The organism is Xenorhabdus sp. KK7.4 (assembly GCF_963876465.1).
Classification (GTDB): Bacteria; Pseudomonadota; Gammaproteobacteria; order Enterobacterales; family Enterobacteriaceae; genus Xenorhabdus; species Xenorhabdus stockiae.
Map to the genome: position 1 here is coordinate 57,476 of NZ_CAWNQF010000013.1, position 15,300 is coordinate 72,775.

The following is a 15,300-nucleotide window of genomic DNA, read 5'->3' on the forward strand; positions in this document are numbered from 1 at the left end:
TTACCAGAATTCACGGTGATAGATTACCTAATTTATTCCCGATGATAAGGGTGATTAGTTGTGATACTCCATGCCCGGTATAGGCTTTCAGCAACCAAAACCCGTACCAGAGGATGTGGAAGAGTCAGTGGAGAAAGTGACCAGCTTTGTTCTGCCGCAGCTTTACAGGCAGGGGCTAACCCTTCCGGACCACCAATCAGTAAACTGACATTTCTTCCGTCCTGTTTCCAGCGTTCAAGCTGTTGTGCCAGTTGGGGCGTTTCCCAACGGGAGCCGGGGATATCCAGCGTGACAATACGGTTGCCTTTACCGACAGCCGACAACATTTGTTCGCCTTCTTTTTCCAGAATACGTTTGATATCTGCGTTTTTGCCCCGTTTTCCTGCCGGAATTTCAATCAGTTCAAATGGCATATCTTTTGGAAAACGGTGTAAGTAATCCATGAAGCCGGTCTGTACCCAGTCCGGCATTTTTGTTCCCACAGCGACAAGTTGTAACTTCAAACTCAGCTCCAGAGTTTTTCCAGTTCATACATCCGGCGGCTGTCTTCCTGCATGACATGCACCATTACTTCGCCGAGGTCTACAACAATCCAGTCTGAGATCCCTTGTCCTTCGACACCCAGAGGCATAATGCCGGCTTCGCGGCAGTCATCAACCAGATTGTCAGCGACTGACATCAGATGGCGACTTGATGTACCGGTGCAGATCAGCATGCAGTCTGTAATGCTGGATTTTCCACGAACATCTATAGAAACAATATCCTGTGCTTTTGAATCTTCAAGTTTATCAATAATAAATTGTTGTAGTTCTGTGCCTTGCAAAAGGATCACCTTAATTTTATCAAAGTAGTTGAGTAACGCAGAATAATAGCATGCCCGTCTCTATAAACGTAAGCTACTGAGCCGGGAAATCACATATGATTTAACTATCAACTATATAACTGCTGGGAATCAATATAATTTTGTATTAATGGGGGTAATAAATCATCACAGTTTAAGCCCTGTTGATGGCGGCGGCGAATATCGGTTGCTGAAATGTCCAACAACGGTGTTTCGGCCAGATAAATGTAACCATGTGATTTATGACTTAATGGTGCGGGAGTATCAATTTTATGCTGTTCCAGCCATTCCTGCATTTCCGGTGTTGAAAGCTGCCTTGCATAGCCGGGACGGGAGCAAACCAGTAAATGACAGATATCCAGCAATTCAGACCAGCGATGCCAGGTATGAATGGATTGCAGGGAATCCTGCCCGATGATAAATGCCAGCGGACACTGCTCACCGACTTCTTCACGGAATGACTTTAATGTATCAATAGTGTAAGAAGGTGTCTGGCGCTGCAATTCCCGCGTATCAACAGTAAACAGGGGATTATCCTGCACTGCCAGACGCACCATTTCCAGCCGTTGCTGAGCGGTGGCTTCTGGCTGAGGGCGGTGTGGCGGAACATGGTTAGGTAACAGAATAACCTGTTTAAGCCCCGCCAGTTTTGCTAATGCTTCTACCGGACGTAAATGACCATAATGGATGGGATCAAAAGTACCACCAAATAAAGCATGAATAATCGGTGAATTTAACGATGGATGAGTTAAGGATGAATTAGTGGTGTGAAGCATTCAAAAAGCTCTCTGGTAATATTTTTCCGTGCGTTTTCCCGAGGTCTTTTCCGTATAACAGCAGCATAGAAAGAGTTTCCAGGTCAGCCCAAATAGATTGGCCATAATCCTGTTTGATGCGCAACTCCATCTGGGTCAACAAGTGTATAGCTGAGTGCAGATCTTGCAGTGATAGCCGTTGTAATGCCGAAGTCAAAAGCATCCGACGGTTTTGCCAGACTTTATGTTGATCAAACAGTGTCTTTAAAGGTATTGTTTTTTCCTGACGCTTAAGGGTTAACAGTAGCATCAGTTCTCGCTGTATAGTACGAAGCAGAATAATCTCTTCGGTATCTTCCTGCCGCAATTGTTTCAGGATATGCCATCCGCGTTTGACTTTGCCTGCCAGTAGCGCATCGATCCAATGGTAAGGGGCAAAATGTGCCGCATCATTGACAGCCTCTTCGACCCGATGAAGCGTCAGGCGATTATCAGGATAGAGCAGTGAGAGCCGCTCCAGCGCCTGTGACAATGCCAGCAGATTTCCTTCGTAGCAATAACACAGTAACTGGTTAGCTTCATCTTCCAGTGACAGGCCCATGCTTTTTGCGCGTTGTGCGACCCATTGAGGAAGACGGTTTTGCTCAGGATTGAGGCAGCTGACATAAACACCATCTTTCCCGATCGCTTTGAACCAGGTGCTGTTTTCCTGTGCCTTGGTCAGTTTATGCCCACGGAGTATCAGCAAAACATCGTCATGCAGTAATTCTGATAGCTTAGCCAGACGTTCCGCCATTGCAGCATTGGGACCATTTTCAGGTAACAACAGGGTAATTGACTGACGGCTGGCGAAAAGGCTGAGTGACTGGCATAAACTGAAGATTTCATCCCACTCGGTATGGTTATCCAGTGAAAACGAGAAATGCTCCAGAAAGCCGTGCTGCTCAGCTACCTTCCGGATACTGTCCTGACTTTCCTGTAGCAGCAATGGCTCATTGCCCCATAGCAGGTAGTTATTTCGCAGCCCTTCATTGAGCTGCGAAAGAAGTTGTTCAGGATAGAGTCTGATCATTGCTTTTGTGTTTCAGCAGATTTAGGTTGCTCTGAACTTTGAATTGTCAGCAGTTTGCGTATCAGCTGACGAGCCGCTTGTTCACGCATTTCCTGCTTAACAAGTTCGTTTTCTGCATCTTTTGCCAGTGCTTCCAACGGGTTATCAAAAAACGAACGTTCAACCCTGACCTCTAGTGGATAAATGTTACCATTTGGCATCAGAACCTGTGCATCAACATCCAGCACTAGTTGGCGTTCCGCCGCTTTACCATCCTGAAAGACTGAAACCGTGACATTGTTTTCACTTGAACCCAGTAATTTCAGAATTGGCAATGAGGCACTGGCCTGTTCAGCAATTCTGACATCGTTCAGACGTAGCTGCTGACGTACTGCCCGTGCCAATGGCCCATAAGGATCACCAGAGTTTAGCTGTAATGTCTGGAGTTCTTTGGGAACCTGTGTTGTGCCACGTAGATGAAAGCCGCAGCCAGCGGTGACAAGCACCGCTAACCCCAGCAACAACGTGAAAATACGATGTCGCATACTCTTTCCTATAATATTAACCAACGACCAGATTCAGCAATTTACCCGGAACATAGATAACTTTCCGGATACTGACGCCTTCAAGGTATTTCGTTACGCTGTATTCCTGAGAAGCCATCTCCTGAACATATTCTTTTGTCGCATCTGCCGGTACGGTGATACGGCCACGAACTTTACCGTTGATCTGAATGACAACCAGTTTAGTATCATCAACCATGGCTTTTTCATCAGCCTGTGGCCATGCAGCGGTATCGATGTCACATTCATTACCAAGTGCTTTCCACATCACGAAACAAGCATGTGGTGTGATAGGTGAAAGCATACGTACAACGGCTGTCAGCGCTTCTTGCATCAGGGCACGATCTTGCTCTGTTTCCAGCGGTGCGCGGGTCAGTTTATTCATCAGTTCCATGATAGCGGCTATTGCGGTATTGAATGCCTGACGGCGGCCGATATCATCTGTGACTTTAGCAATAGTTTTGTGCAGGTCACGACGCAAATCTTTCTGTTCGGTTGTCAGGCTGGTGATATCCAGTGGCTGAATTTCGCCTTTGTCAGCATTTTTGCTTACATGCTCGTGAACCAGACGCCATACACGTTTCAGGAAGCGGTTAGCCCCTTCTACACCGGATTCCTGCCATTCCAGAGTCAGCTCTGGTGGTGCAGCGAACATCATAAACAAACGAACAGTATCAGCACCGTATTTATCAACCATAAGTTGTGGGTCGATACCGTTATTTTTGGATTTGGACATTTTGCTCATGCCGGTATAAACCAGTTCATGACCATCACTATCCATTGCTTTGGTGATGCGGCCTTTCTCGTCACGTTCAACAATAGCATCAGCCGGAGATACCCAGATTTTTTCACCGTTGCTGCCAGTGTAGTAGAAGGCTTCTGCCAGAACCATGCCCTGACACAGCAGATGTTTTGCTGGCTCATCTGAATTGACCAGACCCGCATCACGCATCAGTTTGTGGAAGAAACGGAAATACATCAGGTGCATAATGGCGTGTTCAATACCACCAATATATTGATCCACTGGCAGCCAGTAGTTAGCAGCGGCAGGATCAAGCATGCCTTTATCATAATCCGGGCAGGTATAACGAGCGTAATACCATGACGATTCCATAAAGGTATCGAAGGTATCCGTTTCACGTAATGCAGGCTGACCATTAATAGTGGTTTTCGCCCATTCCGGATCTGCTTTAATCGGGCTGGTGATGCCATCCATTACAACATCTTCCGGCAGAATAACCGGCAGTTGATCTTCAGGAACCGGAACTACTGTACCATCTTCCAGTGTTGCCATTGGAATTGGTGCACCCCAGTAACGCTGACGGGAAACTCCCCAGTCACGCAGGCGATAGTTAACTTTGCGTTTGCCTACACCCATTTCAACCAGTTTATCAGCGATAGCATTGAAGCCGTCTTCATGGCTCAGCCCACTGAATTCGCCGGAATTGACCAGCGCGTTTTTATCGGTAAATACGCTTTCCTGAACGTTTGGTACATTACCCTCGTTGTTCAGAATGACCGCTTTTATTGGCAGGTTATATTTGGTTGCGAATTCCCAGTCACGCTGATCATGGCCCGGAACCGCCATAACTGCACCTGTGCCGTATTCCATCAGAACGAAGTTGGCAACCCAGATAGGCATTTTTTCGTTAGTTAATGGATGGATTACGAACATACCGGTCGGCATGCCTTTTTTCTCCATTGTTGCCATATCTGCTTCAGCAACTTTGGTATTACGGCATTCGTTGATAAATTCTGCCAACTCAGAATTGTTTTCCGCCGCCTGTTTTGCCAGAGGATGACCCGCCGCTACAGCAACATAGGTAGCACCCATAAAGGTATCCGGGCGAGTGGTATAGACGGTCAGTTTTTCCTGACTGTCAGCAACATTAAAGGTGATTTCAGCACCTTCTGAACGGCCAATCCAGTTACGTTGCATAACTTTGACCTGCTCAGGCCACTCTTCCAGCTTATCCAGATCGTTCAGCAATTCTTCTGCGTAATCGGTGATTTTAATAAACCACTGCGGGATTTCTTTACGTTCTACAGGGCTGTCACAGCGCCAGCAGCAACCATCAATAACCTGCTCATTCGCCAGAACGGTCAGATCGTTCGGACACCAGTTCACTGCAGAGGTTTTTTTGTAAACCAGACCTTTTTCATACAGTTTGGTGAAGAACCATTGTTCCCAGCGATAATATTCCGGTGTACAGGTTGTGACTTCACGATCCCAGTCGTAACCAAATCCCAGCATTTTCAGCTGGCCTTTCATGTATTCGATATTGGAATAAGTCCACGGTGCTGGTGCGGTATTGTTTTTAACTGCCGCGCCTTCCGCCGGTAAACCGAATGCATCCCAACCGATAGGTTGCAGGACATTTTTACCAAGCATACGTTGGTAACGGGAAATCACATCACCAATAGTGTAGTTACGGACATGGCCCATATGTAGTCGGCCAGAAGGGTAAGGTAGCATGGACAGGCAGTAGTATTTTTCTTTGCTGCTGTCTTCGGTCACTTTAAAAGTTTGCTTCTCTTGCCAATGAAGCTGGACTTGTTGCTCTATGTCTTCTGGACGATATTGTTCTTGCATGGCACCGATGATCCTATGGTGAGTAATAATGCTACGCCTTTATACCCTTCACCTTTCAGGCTGCCTCTTTGTTGGGCTATCTGGGATTAACTCCCTGCCGACGCGAAGCAACTCGAAATTTATTGGGTATAGCGAGTATGTTTGTTTATGAAATTTAAGATGCCATAGCATAGCGGATAGGAATAGGGGCAACAACACCTGTTAGTGGCACAACACAGAAAATTAGTGAATTTTTACCCCTCTTCATCTTTCCTACCGGGCACAGATGTGGCTTAAAGCCGGCGGTATGTTGATACCGCCGGCCAGGAACGTAATCAATGCAGAATTTTTGCCAGAAAATCGCGGGCGCGTTCTGATTTAGGGTTGACGAAGAAATCTTCTTTTCTGCTGTCTTCGACAATTGCTCCCTCATCCATAAAGATAACGCGATGAGCCACTTTTTTTGCAAACCCCATTTCATGGGTAACGACCATCATGGTCATTCCTTCGTTAGCCAGTTCAACCATTACATCCAGCACTTCATTGATCATTTCTGGATCAAGGGCAGAAGTGGGTTCGTCAAACAGCATGGCAATCGGATCCATACAGAGAGCACGTGCGATAGCTACCCTCTGCTGTTGCCCGCCGGAAAGCTGGGAAGGGAATTTATGGGCGTGGTTTGATAATCCAACTCTATCTAGCAGTTTCAGGCCTTTTTCTGTTGCTGCCTGCTTATCGCGCTTGAGAACTTTAACCTGAGCCAGCGTCAGATTGTCTATGATCGACAGATGAGGAAACAGTTCAAAATGTTGAAATACCATGCCGACTTGGGAACGTAATTGTGCCAGATCGGTTTTTTTATCATTGACTTTTGTTCCATTGACCGAAATTTCACCTTGCTGGACAGCCTCGAGGCCGTTGACCGTTTTTATGAGTGTGGATTTGCCAGAACCAGAAGGCCCGCAGACGACCACGACTTCGCCTTTTTTGACTTCAGTTGAACAGTCATTCAGCACCTGAAACTGGCCATACCATTTGGATACATTTTTCAGCGAGATCATTAAATAGTCCTTTTCTTTAAATAGTTAACCAGCATCGAGGCGGAAAAACTAATAATAAAATAAACCAACCCGGCAAACAGAACCATTTCAACCTGTGTACCGTCACGTTCACCGATATTACTTGCTGTACGGAAAAAATCCGCCAGACTCAATACGTATACCAGAGAAGTATCCTGAAATAATACAATGCCCTGCGTCAGCAGCAACGGTATCATTGCCCGGAATGCCTGTGGCAGAATGACCAAACGCATACTTTGCATGTGTGTCATCCCTAATGCCAGCGATGCGGCTGACTGACCACGGGAAATACTCTGGATACCGGCCCGGATAATTTCAGAATAATAGGCCGCTTCAAAGATTGAGAACGCTACCATTGCAGAGATTAATCGGATATCAGTTTTTGGTGATATACCCAGAACATTTTGAACTAAGCTAGGCACAATTAAATAGAACCATAACAATACCATTACCAGAGGTACGGAACGGAAGAGGTTAACATACAGGGCCGCAAACCAGCTCAGAGCCTTAATGGAAGAAAGCCGCATCATTGCCAGAATGGTTCCCCAGGCAATGCCAATCACGATAGCTATCAGTGTGATCTCTGCGGTGATGATTAATCCATCCAACAGAAGCGGCAGGCTGGGAACAATTGAACTCCAGTCAAATTGATACATGTTCTATTTCCCTCCTATGTTGCCCGGCAGCTGTATTTTTTTCTCTAGCATGCTCATTGCCAGCATAATCACGAGATTGATACCCACATATGCCAGTGTGATAACCGTAAATGTTTCATAGGCATGTGCTGAATAATCCAGTAATTTCCCTGCCTGTGCTGCCATATCCACCAGACCGATAGTTGAAGCAATCGCGGAGTTTTTCACCAGATTGAGCATTTCTGAGGTCATAGGTGGCGTAATGACACGATAAGCGTTGGGTAGCAGAACGTAACGGTAAGTCTGAGGCAGCGTCAGCCCCATTGCCAGCCCTGCGGCTTTTTGTCCCCGTGGCAGGGATTGAATAGCAGCCCTGACTTGCTCACATACTCGTGCTGCGGTAAATAATCCGAGACAAACCAATGAGGAAAGGAAAAACTGGATATTAGGATCTAAGTCCATTTTGAACCAGTCACTCAGGTTTTTGGGCAGGAATTCCGGAACAACCAGATACCATATAAAAAACTGGACTATAAGGGGAACGTTACGAAATAGTTCGACATAGCAGGTTCCTAACCCGGAAAGAAATTTATTCGGGACAGTTCGCAGAATGCCGAAAAAAGAACCGACAATAAATGCAATAACCCAGGCACATATTGAAAGAGCGACAGTTACCTGAAATCCAGAAATGATCCACCCCAGATAGGTGGTATTACCAAAAGGCGCTTCCTGTAGAAAGATGCCCCAGTTCCAATCAATTGACATACATATGCTCCCTGAAACATAAAAATGAGGTAGGAAACGGCTACCTCATACCCGTCGTGCCAATGAAATCGGGGTTTTAGGTTTATAATTAATTCAGTGACTTATCATTTGGTGCTTTGAACAGCTCTTTCATCTCATCAGACAGAGTAAAATTCATATTCAGATTTTTGGGTGGAATCGGCTGCTTGAACCAGATATCGAACCTTTCTGCGGCTTTGCCTGACGTCTGTATTTCTGCAACCGTTTCATCCAGCAGCTTCTTGAACTGAGGGTCATCCTTGCGCATCAGACAGCCATAAGCTTCTTTAGATTGCGGTTCACCAACGATAATCCACTGTTCAGGTTTTTTCGCTTTGGCGCGCTCTCCTGCCAATAGCGCATCATCAACCATGAAGGCGACAGCACGGCCTGATTCCAGTGTCCGGAATGAATCACCATGATCTTTTGCGCTGATAATGCGCATCTTCATTTTTTTCTCGTCATTGAGCTTATTCAGCAACATTTCAGATGTTGTACCGGCACTGACAACAACATTTTTTCCACCCAGATCATCAAATCCTTTGATACCTGAATCTTTATTGGTCAGAAGGCGGGTATTGACGATAAAAATAGTATTGGAGAATGCGGCCTGTTTTTGGCGCTCGGGAGTATTGGTGGTTGAACCACATTCAAAATCAAAAGTCCCATTTTGGAGTAATGGAATACGGTTCTGGGAAGTAACCGGAATTAACTTAACTTGCAGATCAGGAGCACCAATTTTTTTCTTAATCGCTTCCACGATTAAATTGGAATGGTCCTGGGCGAAACCGACAACATTCTGTTTTCCATCATAATAAGCAAATGGAACAGAAGATTCTCTGTGCCCGACAGCAACAACTCCACTGTCTTTAATTTTTTTCAGTGTGCCGGTCAGTTCCTCAGCATGGGCAGCTCCTACCGCGCTAAGAAACATTGTGGCTAACATCAACTTACGCATATACAGCTCCTTCATGTGGTTGTTTTATTCAATACTGGGTTTGTTTGCAGGGGGTGGATCTATGCTTTTATTTCTGTTTTACAGATATCGTTAACATAGAAATTAATTTCTAATATTGTTTTGTGTATGAGTCGTAAAAAAATAATTCATAATGTTACTTTTTTGAAACATTGATGTTTTTATTTTGCGAGCCAACTCGAACTATAAACAAACAATTTTGTTTAAGTGTGATTTTGTGGCAAATAATTTTGAATCTCGTTCACAGTTTGCACTTTTTAGGAATAAATACCGTAGTGCGGTGATTTTTTAGGCTGTTTTTGTGTTTTTTGTGAATATTTTAGAAATGGAACTAATGGAGGGATTCGTCTTGGAGAAATTACCTAACATGATATACGAGAAAGAATAAGTTCAGTATGTAAATACATTCTGAACTTATTCTTTGGAGGATTTTTAGGGGGTATTGTTAAATACTTAACTAAGTATGGCGGCGGTTTCTGATTAATCCAAACAAAATAAACAATACAGTCATTCCCCAAACCGGCCAGTTCCCAATACGGAAATAAGGGGTGATCCCACTGGCTGGAGTGACTTCTGCTTCCAAGACCTGACGGGTGAACTGCGGAATTTCAGCCTGTATTGAACCATCTGGCCGGATTACGGCAGTAATGCCATTATTGGTGCCCCGTAATAATGGGCGACCCAGTTCAAGAGAGCGCATCCGTGCCATCTGGAAGTGTTGCCACGGGCCAATAGATCGTCCGAACCACGCGTCGTTGGAAATTGTCAGCAAAAATTCTGTGCTGGGTTTGAAATTATCGCGGACTTGCTCACCCAAAATGATTTCATAACAGATAGCAGCAGTAATGTCATAACCAGCCACAGAAAGCTGAGGTTGTATATAACTGCCCTGACTGAAAGAGGACATTGGCAGGTTAAATAAGGGCGCCAATGGACGCAGTAATGATTCCAGCGGTACAAATTCACCAAACGGCACAAGGTGATGTTTGTCATAGCGGTCAGCCGCCGGATACTGGTAAGGCGTTTTCTCTCCTAACACAATAATGCTGTTATAGAATTTGTATCCGTCTAATGTTGGTCGTGCATCGGGAATACCGGTAATCAGGCTGGTGTGATGTTGCCTGAGCAATGCATCCAGTTTGGTCAGGAAGAGACTCTGGTTGTGTTCATAGTCAGGAATTGCTGCTTCTGGCCAGATAATGATGGGAACTTTCCCAATAAAAGGGCGGCTGTTATCCAGATAGATATCCAGTGTTTTGCCCAATGCTGAAGGATCCCATTTTATTTCCTGAGGGATATTCCCCTGTACCAGTGCTATATCAGCCGATTTTTCCGGTAGTAAGGTATACCACTGATAATGCCTCATTGGCCACGGTAACATCAGCAAAACAATGGCAGCGATGGCAGCTACGATTTTTTTATGTACGGTAGCAAAAACCAGCAACCCGCTGATAATCATCAACAGGAAAGTAATACCTTCTACCCCGAAAAGCGGCGCAATGGCTTTTAACGGGCCATCAATTTGACTGTAACCAAATTGTAGCCACGGAAAACCGGTAAGCACCCAGCCACGTAAAAATTCCGTTAACTGCCACAGAGCAGGGCTGGCAATCATCAGCCTGATCCCGTTTGAAGCAGGGAAAAAGCGGTTAAGTAACCCGGCAAACAGAGCTGGATAGAGCGCAAGGTAAGCCGCCAACAAAACAACTAAAAAGATATTAACGGCGGTTGGCATACCCCCGAAACCGGCAATACTGACATAAACCCAGTTTGTTCCGCTGCCGAACAACCCAAGCCCCCAGCAGAAACCAATAAAGGCTGCTTGTCGGCTGGTTCGGTTTAACGTCAGGGTCTGCAGGCCAAAGAGGGAGATAAGAGCAGCAGGCCAGAAATCAAAAGGTGAAAAAGCCAGTGTTCCACTGGCTCCGAAGAAAAGCGCCAGCAAGGCACGCAGCCGCTGGCAACTTATTAATGAGGTTTTGTTCATCCAGATCCCATTAGTCTTTATCAAGGCCAGGAACTTCAGCATCATCCGGTATTTTTACATGAACCTGAATGATTTTACGGCTATCTGCCATGGCTACTTTGAAATGATAGCCATTAATGCTGATGGATTCTCCACGGGAAGGCAGATGCCCGAATGCCTGCATGACCAATCCGCCTATGGTATCAACTTCTTCATCACTGAAATTAGTGCCGAAAACATCGTTGAAATCTTCAATCTGAGCCAATGCTCGTACTGAATAAGTATGGCGGCTCAGGGCACGAATGTCGTTATCTTCGTCATCGTCGTACTCGTCTTCAATTTCGCCTACAATCAGTTCAAGTATATCTTCAATCGTGACCAGACCGGAAACACCGCCGAATTCATCGATAACAATCGCCATATGGTAGCGTTGGGAACGAAACTCTTTCAGCAATCGGTCAACGCGCTTACTTTCCGGCACCACCACCGCTTGCCGCAGAACTTTATCAATGCTGAAAGGTTCTGCGTTCGTACGCATAAATGGCAGAAGATCTTTTGCCATCAGAATGCCTTCAATGTGATCTTTATCCTCGCTGATCACAGGGAAACGGGAGTGGGCTGACTCGATAATGACATCCAGACATTCGTCCAGAGGCTGGTTGCGTTTTAAGGTAACGATTTGTGAGCGTGGGATCATAATGTCACGCACACGCTGGTCAGCAATATCCATCACCCCTTCGAGCATTTCTCGGGTATCGGGGTCGATGAGGTCGTTCTGTTCTGAATCACGGATCAGTTCAACTAAATCATCGCGGTTTTTCGGCTCACCGTGGAAAATCTGATTAAGAAGTGCAAAAAAGCCTTTCTTAGGTCCAGGGCTATCGTTACTAGAAGGATGGTCGTCGCTCATGGCGTTCTAATTGTATTTCCTCATTAATTAAAGTGATCGTAATATTTATCATAAAAATATTATTGGTGGTTATTCTTTTTCCGCAAGATAGGGATCAGGATAACCCATTTTTCCCAGAATTTCTGTTTCCAGAGATTCCATTTCTTCTGCTTCTTCATCTTCAATATGGTCATATCCAAGCAGATGAAGACAGCCGTGTATCACCATATGTGCCCAGTGTTCTTCGACTGTTTTTTGCTGCTCCTGAGCTTCTTTTTCAACAACCTGACGGCATATGATTAAATCACCGAGCAAGGGGAGTTCAACTTCAGGCGGAGCTTCAAACGGGAAAGATAACACATTGGTTGGTTTATCTTTCCCTCGATAAGTGAGGTTTAATTCGTGGCTTTCTGCCTCATCGACTAAACGGATTGTGACTTCACTTTCTGCCTGAAATTGCGGCAAAACGCCTTCCAGCCAGTTTTGGAAAAGGACCTCCTCAGGAAGCCCTTCTGGTTTTTCACATGCAATCTGTAAATCTAATATAACTGAACTCATTGTGCTTCCTGCCTGCGCTTTTCATTAAGCGCCTGTTTACGTTTCTGCTCAGCGGCTTCCCATATTTCATAGGCGATAACGACTTTGGCAACCACCGGATGGCGCACAACATCTTCGCTGTAGAGAAAGTTAAAGCTAAGATCATCAACGTCAGATAAAACTTCCATCGCATGACTCAGGCCTGATTTCTGGCCTCTGGGCAGGTCTATCTGGGTGACATCACCAGTGATAACTGCTTTGGAGTTGAAACCAATACGGGTCAGAAACATTTTCATCTGTTCGATGGTTGTATTCTGGCTTTCGTCGAGAATAATAAAGGCATCATTGAGCGTTCGTCCACGCATATAGGCTAGTGGAGCAACTTCAATGACATTTCTTTCGATCAGCTTCTCAACTTTTTCAAATCCCAGCATCTCAAATAATGCATCGTAAAGCGGACGTAGATAAGGATCGACTTTCTGGCTCAGATCCCCCGGCAGAAAGCCCAGTTTTTCCCCGGCTTCAACAGCAGGACGGGTGAGCAATATCCGGCGGATTTCCTGACGCTCCAGTGCATCAACCGCTGCTGCAACGGCCAGATAGGTTTTACCTGTTCCCGCAGGCCCGATACCAAACGTAATATCATGGCTAAGAATATTGGCAATATACTGAGCCTGATTAGGTGTACGGGGTTTGACTACGCCCCGTTTGGTTTTGATATTCACGGTCTTACCGTAGTCAGGGACGCTTTCTGCTGTTTGCTCCAGTACGCGGGTTTCCGTGATAGCCAGATGAATCTGCTCAGGTTCAAGATCCGGTATCACTCCGCGTACAGGGGCGGTTTCAACATACAGGCGGCGCAGTATACTGGCTACTGCGCTGACACACAGTGGCTTGCCCACCAATTTGAAACGATTGTCGCGGCGGTTTATCTCTATTCCCAAACGACGCTCAAGTTGTTTCAGATTGTCATCAAGTGGGCCACACAGGCTCATTAATCGCTGATTATCTGCGGGTTCCAGAAAGATCTCTTGTGTTGCTACTTGTGGGTTGATTTGTGTCACTGATTATCTCTATGTTAAGGCCTGTGAATCCGGCCTATTTGTTAAAGTTATCCTGTTCTTTTACGGCTATCCTGTCATTAAGGCTGACTTGTTATGAAGGCTGATAAATGCCAACACCGATTTCGTCTTCCTTACGGGTTCGGGCAATGACTGATTCAGGTGATTCATAGACACGTAAATCCATTTCATCTTCGGTGCGGATGACCTTACCGCGCAGGGAATTGGCATAGACGTCGACAATTTCAACATCAACAAACTTGCCAATCATATCAGGTGCGCCTTCAAAATTAACTACACGGTTATTTTCCGTGCGTCCGGAAAGCTCCATAATATTCTTACGGGATGGGCCTTCAACTAGAACACGCTGAGTACTGCCAATCATCGCCCGGCTGAAGCTCATAGCTTGTTGATTTATACGTTGCTGGAGAAGGTACAGACGCTGTTTTTTCTCGTCTTCACTCACATCATCCGGCAAATCGGCCGCAGGGGTACCCGGACGTGCTGAATAAATAAAACTGAAACTCATGTCGAAATTAACATCGGCAATTAATTTCATTGTTTTTTCAAAGTCATCCTGTGTTTCACCCGGGAAACCAATGATGAAATCTGAACTGATCAGGATATCAGGGCGAGCCTTCCGCAAACGGCGAATAATTCCTTTATATTCCAGCGCAGTATGAGCACGTTTCATCAGAGTCAGAATGCGGTCAGAGCCACTCTGGACAGGTAAGTGCAGGAAGCTGACCAGTTCAGGGGTGTCTTCATACACGGCGATGATATCGTCGGTAAATTCAATCGGATGGCTGGTGGTGAAGCGTATGCGGTCGATTCCGTCAATAGCAGCAACCAGACGCAGTAATTCAGCAAATGTGCAGATATCTCCGTCAAATGTTGCACCGCGATAAGCATTCACGTTCTGGCCGAGCAGGTTTACTTCACGCACACCCTGCGCAGCAAGCTGAGCAATTTCAAACAGAATATCATCACAAGGACGGCTGACTTCTTCCCCACGGGTGTAAGGAACCACACAGAATGTGCAGTATTTATTACAGCCTTCCATGATAGAAACAAAAGCCGTCGGGCCATCAGCACGGGGTTCTGGCAGGCGGTCGAATTTCTCGATCTCAGGGAAACTGATATCAACAACAGGGCTGCGGGTGCCTTTCACATGATTAATCATTTCCGGCAGGCGGTGCAGGGTTTGTGGCCCGAATATAATATCAACACTCGGTGCACGCTGGCGAATGTAATCCCCTTCCTGAGAAGCCACACAGCCCCCGACGCCAATGATAACTTCAGGGTTTTTGTCTTTCAGTCCTTTCCAGCGTCCGAGTTGGTGAAAGACTTTTTCTTGGGCCTTTTCACGGATTGAACAAGTATTCAAGAGTAAGATATCTGCGTCTTCGGCGATATCGGTTAACTGATAACCGTGAGTGGTTTCCAGCAGGTCGGCCATCTTGGATGAATCGTATTCATTCATCTGACAGCCCCAGGTTTTGATATACAGTTTTTTTATCGTCGACATTTTGTGTATCCGGTGTTTCCAGTGGAATGATGCGTCAACACTGAAAAGCATAGTCTATTGAACC

Annotated in this window: 15 protein-coding genes; all 15 read right to left on the reverse strand. The window is 45.7% G+C overall.

Annotated elements, in window-relative coordinates; genetic code table 11:
- Positions 1-32 precede the first annotated feature (32 nt).
- The 15 genes from rlmH to miaB all read right to left on the reverse strand — a co-directional run bounded on the left by rlmH (position 33) and on the right by miaB (position 15,236).
- Positions 33-503, reverse strand: a complete 471-nt coding sequence (gene rlmH, locus AACS90_RS03295; protein WP_099111164.1) for a 23S rRNA (pseudouridine(1915)-N(3))-methyltransferase RlmH — start codon at positions 501-503, stop codon at positions 33-35.
- A 2-nt stretch (positions 504-505) separates the two neighbouring features.
- On the reverse strand, positions 506-832 hold the full coding sequence (gene rsfS, locus AACS90_RS03300) for a ribosome silencing factor (RefSeq protein ID WP_099111163.1): 327 nt from the start codon (positions 830-832) through the stop codon (positions 506-508).
- A gap of 98 nt (positions 833-930) precedes the next feature.
- Complete coding sequence (gene nadD / locus AACS90_RS03305; RefSeq protein WP_099121688.1) at positions 931-1,617, reverse strand: nicotinate-nucleotide adenylyltransferase; 687 nt, start codon at positions 1,615-1,617, stop codon at positions 931-933.
- A complete protein-coding gene (gene holA / locus AACS90_RS03310) occupies positions 1,601-2,668 on the reverse strand; it encodes a DNA polymerase III subunit delta (protein WP_099121689.1) in 1,068 nt (355 codons plus the stop codon). The genes nadD and holA overlap by 17 nt, the downstream gene beginning before the upstream one ends.
- A complete protein-coding gene (gene lptE / locus AACS90_RS03315; protein WP_099111160.1) occupies positions 2,665-3,192 on the reverse strand; it encodes an LPS assembly lipoprotein LptE in 528 nt (175 codons plus the stop codon). The genes holA and lptE overlap by 4 nt, the downstream gene beginning before the upstream one ends.
- A gap of 16 nt (positions 3,193-3,208) precedes the next feature.
- A complete protein-coding gene (gene leuS / locus AACS90_RS03320) occupies positions 3,209-5,803 on the reverse strand; it encodes a leucine--tRNA ligase (protein ID WP_099121690.1) in 2,595 nt (864 codons plus the stop codon).
- Between the two features lie 314 nt (positions 5,804-6,117).
- Positions 6,118-6,843 (reverse strand): amino acid ABC transporter ATP-binding protein, encoded by a 726-nt coding sequence (locus tag AACS90_RS03325; RefSeq protein ID WP_099121691.1) that lies wholly within the window; start codon positions 6,841-6,843, stop codon positions 6,118-6,120.
- Positions 6,843-7,517: a glutamate/aspartate ABC transporter permease GltK gene (gene gltK / locus AACS90_RS03330; RefSeq protein ID WP_099121692.1), complete on the reverse strand. Its 675-nt coding sequence runs from the start codon at positions 7,515-7,517 to the stop codon at positions 6,843-6,845. The genes AACS90_RS03325 and gltK overlap by 1 nt, the downstream gene beginning before the upstream one ends.
- A 3-nt stretch (positions 7,518-7,520) precedes the next feature.
- A complete protein-coding gene (locus AACS90_RS03335; protein ID WP_099111156.1) occupies positions 7,521-8,261 on the reverse strand; it encodes an amino acid ABC transporter permease in 741 nt (246 codons plus the stop codon).
- A gap of 88 nt (positions 8,262-8,349) precedes the next feature.
- Entirely contained in the window at positions 8,350-9,237 is an 888-nt protein-coding gene (locus tag AACS90_RS03340; protein ID WP_099121693.1) for a glutamate/aspartate ABC transporter substrate-binding protein, read from the reverse strand.
- Positions 9,238-9,712: 475 nt separating this feature from the next.
- Positions 9,713-11,242 (reverse strand): apolipoprotein N-acyltransferase, encoded by a 1,530-nt coding sequence (gene lnt, locus AACS90_RS03345; RefSeq protein ID WP_099121694.1) that lies wholly within the window; start codon positions 11,240-11,242, stop codon positions 9,713-9,715.
- A gap of 10 nt (positions 11,243-11,252) precedes the next feature.
- Positions 11,253-12,131: a CNNM family magnesium/cobalt transport protein CorC gene (gene corC, locus AACS90_RS03350; protein WP_099121695.1), complete on the reverse strand. Its 879-nt coding sequence runs from the start codon at positions 12,129-12,131 to the stop codon at positions 11,253-11,255.
- Positions 12,132-12,200: 69 nt separating this feature from the next.
- Positions 12,201-12,668 (reverse strand): rRNA maturation RNase YbeY, encoded by a 468-nt coding sequence (gene ybeY / locus AACS90_RS03355; RefSeq protein ID WP_099121696.1) that lies wholly within the window; start codon positions 12,666-12,668, stop codon positions 12,201-12,203.
- Positions 12,665-13,642 carry a PhoH family protein gene (locus tag AACS90_RS03360; protein ID WP_206601838.1) on the reverse strand — a complete coding sequence of 326 codons (978 nt, stop codon included), beginning with the start codon at positions 13,640-13,642 and terminating at the stop codon, positions 12,665-12,667. Before AACS90_RS03360 ends, ybeY begins: the two co-directional genes overlap by 4 nt.
- Before the next feature lie 160 nt (positions 13,643-13,802).
- Positions 13,803-15,236 carry a tRNA (N6-isopentenyl adenosine(37)-C2)-methylthiotransferase MiaB gene (gene miaB, locus AACS90_RS03365; RefSeq protein ID WP_099121698.1) on the reverse strand — a complete coding sequence of 478 codons (1,434 nt, stop codon included), beginning with the start codon at positions 15,234-15,236 and terminating at the stop codon, positions 13,803-13,805.
- Between the last annotated feature and the right edge of the window lie 64 nt (positions 15,237-15,300).

Excerpts from the sequence above, each read along its gene's own strand:
- nadD (WP_099121688.1), bottom strand. The coding sequence starts at position 1,617 with ATGCTTCACACCACTAATTCATCCTTAACTCATCCATCGTTAAATTCA.
- holA (WP_099121689.1), bottom strand. The coding sequence starts at position 2,668 with ATGATCAGACTCTATCCTGAACAACTTCTTTCGCAGCTCAATGAAGGG.
- lptE (WP_099111160.1), bottom strand. The coding sequence starts at position 3,192 with ATGCGACATCGTATTTTCACGTTGTTGCTGGGGTTAGCGGTGCTTGTC.
- leuS (WP_099121690.1), bottom strand. The coding sequence starts at position 5,803 with ATGCAAGAACAATATCGTCCAGAAGACATAGAGCAACAAGTCCAGCTT.
- AACS90_RS03325 (WP_099121691.1), bottom strand. The coding sequence starts at position 6,843 with ATGATCTCGCTGAAAAATGTATCCAAATGGTATGGCCAGTTTCAGGTG.
- gltK (WP_099121692.1), bottom strand. The coding sequence starts at position 7,517 with ATGTATCAATTTGACTGGAGTTCAATTGTTCCCAGCCTGCCGCTTCTG.
- AACS90_RS03335 (WP_099111156.1), bottom strand. The coding sequence starts at position 8,261 with ATGTCAATTGATTGGAACTGGGGCATCTTTCTACAGGAAGCGCCTTTT.
- AACS90_RS03340 (WP_099121693.1), bottom strand. The coding sequence starts at position 9,237 with ATGCGTAAGTTGATGTTAGCCACAATGTTTCTTAGCGCGGTAGGAGCT.
- lnt (WP_099121694.1), bottom strand. The coding sequence starts at position 11,242 with ATGAACAAAACCTCATTAATAAGTTGCCAGCGGCTGCGTGCCTTGCTG.
- corC (WP_099121695.1), bottom strand. The coding sequence starts at position 12,131 with ATGAGCGACGACCATCCTTCTAGTAACGATAGCCCTGGACCTAAGAAA.
- ybeY (WP_099121696.1), bottom strand. The coding sequence starts at position 12,668 with ATGAGTTCAGTTATATTAGATTTACAGATTGCATGTGAAAAACCAGAA.
- AACS90_RS03360 (WP_206601838.1), bottom strand. The coding sequence starts at position 13,642 with ATGAGCCTGTGTGGCCCACTTGATGACAATCTGAAACAACTTGAGCGT.
- miaB (WP_099121698.1), bottom strand. The coding sequence starts at position 15,236 with ATGTCGACGATAAAAAAACTGTATATCAAAACCTGGGGCTGTCAGATG.